This window comes from Pseudomonas sp. F220 (genome assembly GCF_057813935.1).
Genome location: NZ_JBVASJ010000203.1, coordinates 1 through 255 on the forward strand (window position 1 = coordinate 1; position 255 = coordinate 255).

The following is a 255-nucleotide window of genomic DNA, read 5'->3' on the forward strand; positions in this document are numbered from 1 at the left end:
GCTGCACAACTTCATCGGTAACGGCGCCAACATCAGTTGGGACAACGACGGTCTGGACCAGCTGTACAAGGCTACCAGCGACTACGCCTACGGCTCCACCGCCAGCCATAAAGTCGACGGCAAGGTGGTGCGCACGGTGCAGCGCACCTTCAATCACTTCCACCTGCTCACCGAGGAGACCACCATCCAGGGCGATTGCGTGCAGCGGGTGACAACCACCTACCACACCACCGCCGGCTCCTTCGAGCAGCAGCC

1 protein-coding gene is annotated in these 255 nt (G+C 62.0%); it reads left to right on the top strand.

The genetic code is table 11. From position 1 onward, the window contains the following. A partial coding sequence (locus ACZYSM_RS29640) for a hypothetical protein (protein WP_489077250.1) occupies positions 1 to 255 on the top strand: 255 nt, incomplete at both ends.